2 rRNA genes are annotated in these 5,264 nt (G+C 56.7%); both read right to left on the bottom strand.

The features are described from left to right. Positions 1–43: 43 nt before the first annotated feature. Positions 44–3,157: ribosomal RNA gene (locus CCN37_RS31800) — 23S ribosomal RNA — on the bottom strand. A 403-nt stretch (positions 3,158–3,560) separates the two neighbouring features. After that, positions 3,561–5,078, bottom strand: a 16S ribosomal RNA gene (locus CCN37_RS31805). Together the 16S and 23S rRNA genes form the textbook arrangement of a ribosomal RNA operon. Positions 5,079–5,264 lie beyond the last annotated feature (186 nt).

Consider the following 5,264-nt stretch of genomic DNA (forward strand, 5'->3'; position numbering starts at 1 on the left):
GGGTTGTTCTCCCAGAACCGCACAGTGGACGCGTAGCATGTTTGTAGTCAAGCCCTCGGCCTATTAGTACCAGTCAACTCCACACATTACTGTGCTTCCATCTCTGGCCTATCAACCCAGTCATCTACTGGGAGCCTTAACCACTCAAGGTGGTGGGATACCTCATCTTGGAACGAGCTTCCCGCTTAGATGCTTTCAGCGGTTATCCCTTCCGAACGTAGCCAACCAGCAATGCCCCTGGCGGAACAACTGGCACACCAGAGGTTCGTCCGTCCCGGTCCTCTCGTACTAGGGACAGCCTTCCTCAAGTATCCAACGCGCGCGGCGGATAGGGACCGAACTGTCTCACGACGTTCTAAACCCAGCTCGCGTGCCGCTTTAATGGGCGAACAGCCCAACCCTTGGGACCTACTCCAGCCCCAGGATGCGACGAGCCGACATCGAGGTGCCAAACCATGCCGTCGATATGGACTCTTGGGCAAGATCAGCCTGTTATCCCCGGGGTACCTTTTAGCCGTTGAGCGACACCGCTTCCACAAGCCAGTGCCGGATCACTAGTCCCGACTTTCGTCCCTGCTCGACCCGTCGGTCTCACAGTCAAGCTCCCTTGTGCACTTACACTCAACACCTGATTGCCAACCAGGCTGAGGGAACCTTTGGGCGCCTCCGTTACCCTTTGGGAGGCAACCGCCCCAGTTAAACTACCCACCAGGCACTGTCCCTGATCCAGATCATGGACCGAGGTTAGACATCCAGTACGACCAGAGTGGTATTTCAACAACGACTCCACAACCACTGGCGTGATCGCTTCACAGTCTCCCACCTATCCTACACAAGCCGAACCAAACACCAATACCAAGCTATAGTAAAGGTCCCGGGGTCTTTCCGTCCTGCCGCGCGTAACGAGCATCTTTACTCGTAGTGCAATTTCGCCGGGCCTGTGGTTGAGACAGCGGAGAAGTCGTTACGCCATTCGTGCAGGTCGGAACTTACCCGACAAGGAATTTCGCTACCTTAGGATGGTTATAGTTACCACCGCCGTTTACTGGCGCTTAAGTTCTCAGCTTCGCCACCAAAGTGACTAACCGGTCCCCTTAACGTTCCAGCACCGGGCAGGCGTCAGTCCGTATACATCGTCTTGCGACTTCGCACGGACCTGTGTTTTTAATAAACAGTCGCTTCTCCCTGGTCTCTGCGGCCGTTCAGCCCTAACCCGTTAAGAGTTTCAGGCCACCCGGCCCCCCTTCTCCCGAAGTTACGGGGGCATTTTGCCGAGTTCCTTAACCACAGTTCACCCGATCGCCTCGGTATTCTCTACCTGACCACCTGTGTCGGTTTGGGGTACGGGCCGCATGGACACTCACTAGAGGCTTTTCTCGGCAGCATAGGATCACTCTACTTCGCCTCAATCGGCTACGCATCACGCCTCACCCTCATGAGCGGCGGATTTACCTACCACTCGGGCCACACGCTTACACCAGTATTACCACTGACTGGCGGAGCTACCTTCCTGCGTCACCCCATCGCTTGACTACTACAGGCTCGGATCCCGCGCTCCACATTGATTGTCCGAAGACGCACAACGCTTTGGGCGGTTAGCATCACCTGCCTCACCATGGACGCATCCACACGGGTACGGGAATATCAACCCGTTGTCCATCGACTACGCCTGTCGGCCTCGCCTTAGGTCCCGACTTACCCTGGGCGGATTAGCCTGGCCCAGGAACCCTTGGTCATCCGGCGGCAGAGTTTCTCACTCTGCTTTCGCTACTCATACCTGCATTCTCACTCGCGTCACCTCCACGGCTCGTTTCCACGGCCGCTTCCCTGGTGACACGACGCTCCCCTACCCATCCACACACCTGGACCCACAATTCAAGATCATGAGCCGGGCTATATATGTGAATGACACAGCTTCGGCGGTGCGCTTGAGCCCCGCTACATTGTCGGCGCTGAACCACTTGACCAGTGAGCTATTACGCACTCTTTCAAGGATGGCTGCTTCTAAGCCAACCTCCTGGTTGTCTAAGCGACCCAACATCCTTTCCCACTGAGCGCACACTTAGGGGCCTTAGCTGGTGTTCTGGGCTGTTTCCCTCTCGACTACGAAGCTTATCCCCCGCAGTCTCACTGCCACACTCTCACGTACCGGCATTCGGAGTTTGGCTGATTTCAGTAAGCTTGTAGGCCCCCTAGACCATCCAGTGCTCTACCTCCGGCACGAAACATGCGACGCTGCACCTAAATGCATTTCGGGGAGAACCAGCTATCACGGAGTTTGATTGGCCTTTCACCCCTACCCACAGCTCATCCCCTCAGTTTTCAACCTAAGTGGGTTCGGGCCTCCACGACGTCTTACCGTCGCTTCACCCTGGCCATGGGTAGATCACTCCGCTTCGGGTCTAGAGCACGCGACTACGATCGCCCTATTCAGACTCGCTTTCGCTACGGCTACCCCACACGGGTTAACCTCGCCACGTACCACTAACTCGCAGGCTCATTCTTCAAAAGGCACGCCATCACCCGAAGGCTCTGACGGATTGTAGGCACACGGTTTCAGGTACTCTTTCACTCCCCTCCCGGGGTACTTTTCACCTTTCCCTCACGGTACTAGTCCGCTATCGGTCACCAGGAAGTATTTAGGCTTAGCGGGTGGTCCCGCCAGATTCACAGCGAATTTCACGGGCTCGCTGCTACTTGGGATAACTACCCATGGAGATACCGGGCTTTCACGTACGGGAGTCTCACCCTCTACGCTCGCGCTTTCCAGACACGTTCCGCTAACCACAGTATTTTCTTACTCCACGATTGTCCGGCAGAACAATCCAGTAGGTCCCACGACCCCGCCTGCGCAACCCCTGCCGGGTATCACACACAAACGGTTTAGCCTCATCCGCTTTCGCTCGCCACTACTCACGGAATCACGGTTGTTTTCTCTTCCTACGGGTACTGAGATGTTTCACTTCCCCGCGTTCCCTCCACACACCCTATATATTCAGATGCGGGTAACCAGACATGACTCTGGCTGGGTTTCCCCATTCGGACACCCTCGGATCTCAGCTCGATTGGCAGCTCCCCGAGGCTTTTCGCAGCCTTCCACGTCCTTCATCGGCTCCTGGTGCCAAGGCATCCACCGTATGCCCTTAACAACTTGACCACAAAGATGCTCGCGTCCACTGTGCAGTTCTCAAAGAACAACCCGAACCCCACGCCTACCCAGCAACACCTTCACGGACAACATCCGCCGGTTTGTCACCTACGCAAGGTCAGACTTGCTACTTCATCCTAGAGATTCCACGCTCATCGCGTGTTCTCTCAGGACCCAACAGTGTGCCGCACACCCCATCCATGACTCCACCACTCGAACACCACGTTCCACGCACCCGACTCACATCAGATGCAGTACTAGCGGGTCTCGTCGCGAGACTCCGACAGGATTTTCGCCAGTGATTCCACAATTCCTTGAGCACCCAACCAGACCACCACATTCGGGCAGTAACCAGTCAGACACTCCACTCGGGCTCCGCAGAGACACCGCGTGGATGTGTGTTGCTCCTTAGAAAGGAGGTGATCCAGCCGCACCTTCCGGTACGGCTACCTTGTTACGACTTCGTCCCAATCGCCAGTCCCACCTTCGACCACTCCCCCCCTTGCGGGTTGGGCCATGGGCTTCGGGTGTTACCGACTTTCGTGACGTGACGGGCGGTGTGTACAAGGCCCGGGAACGTATTCACCGCAGCGTTGCTGATCTGCGATTACTAGCGACTCCGACTTCACGGGGTCGAGTTGCAGACCCCGATCCGAACTGAGACCGGCTTTCTGGGATTCGCTCCACCTCACGGTTTAGCAGCCCTTTGTACCGGCCATTGTAGCATGTGTGAAGCCCTGGACATAAGGGGCATGATGACTTGACGTCATCCCCACCTTCCTCCGAGTTGACCCCGGCAGTCTCCCATGAGTCCCCACCATTACGTGCTGGCAACATGGAACGAGGGTTGCGCTCGTTGCGGGACTTAACCCAACATCTCACGACACGAGCTGACGACAGCCATGCACCACCTGTACACCGGCCACAAGGGGGCCGATATCTCTACCGGTTTCCAGTGCATGTCAAGCCCAGGTAAGGTTCTTCGCGTTGCATCGAATTAATCCACATGCTCCGCCGCTTGTGCGGGCCCCCGTCAATTCCTTTGAGTTTTAGCCTTGCGGCCGTACTCCCCAGGCGGGGCGCTTAATGCGTTAGCTGCGGCACGGAGGACGTGGAAAGTCCCCCACACCTAGCGCCCAACGTTTACGGCGTGGACTACCAGGGTATCTAATCCTGTTCGCTCCCCACGCTTTCGCTCCTCAGCGTCAGTATCGGCCCAGAGACCCGCCTTCGCCACCGGTGTTCCTCCTGATATCTGCGCATTTCACCGCTACACCAGGAATTCCAGTCTCCCCTACCGAACTCAAGTCTGCCCGTATCGACCGCAGGCTCAGAGTTAAGCCCTGAGTTTTCACGGCCGACGCAACAAACCGCCTACGAGCTCTTTACGCCCAATAATTCCGGACAACGCTCGCACCCTACGTATTACCGCGGCTGCTGGCACGTAGTTGGCCGGTGCTTCTTCTGCAGGTACCGTCACTTGCGCTTCGTCCCTGCTGAAAGAGGTTTACAACCCGAAGGCCGTCATCCCTCACGCGGCGTCGCTGCGTCAGGCTTTCGCCCATTGCGCAATATTCCCCACTGCTGCCTCCCGTAGGAGTCTGGGCCGTGTCTCAGTCCCAGTGTGGCCGGTCGCCCTCTCAGGCCGGCTACCCGTCGTCGCCTTGGTAGGCCATTACCCCACCAACAAGCTGATAGGCCGCGGGTTCATCCTGCACCGCCGGAACTTTCCACCCCCCACCATGCGGTAGAAGGTCGTATCCGGTATTAGACCCAGTTTCCCGGGCTTATCCCAGAGTGCAGGGCAGATTACCCACGTGTTACTCACCCGTTCGCCGCTCATCCACCCCGAAGGGCTTCAGCGCTCGACTTGCATGTGTTAAGCACGCCGCCAGCGTTCGTCCTGAGCCAGGATCAAACTCTCCATCAATGTTGGAGAGACGAGATCTAGCCAGTTACTGGCAAATCAATCATCTCAAAGGAACCCTTAAGGGGTTCAATCTATATAAGCTCACTGGCTTACATCGGCACACTGTTGAGTTCTCAAAGAACACACGCACACCATCCAGCAGAACCTGTTTCGATTCCCTGTCCGGGGCTGTTCATTTCGTTGTGT

Source organism: Allokutzneria sp. NRRL B-24872, assembly GCF_002155965.1.
In the GTDB taxonomy this organism is placed as follows: Bacteria; Actinomycetota; Actinomycetes; order Mycobacteriales; family Pseudonocardiaceae; genus Allokutzneria.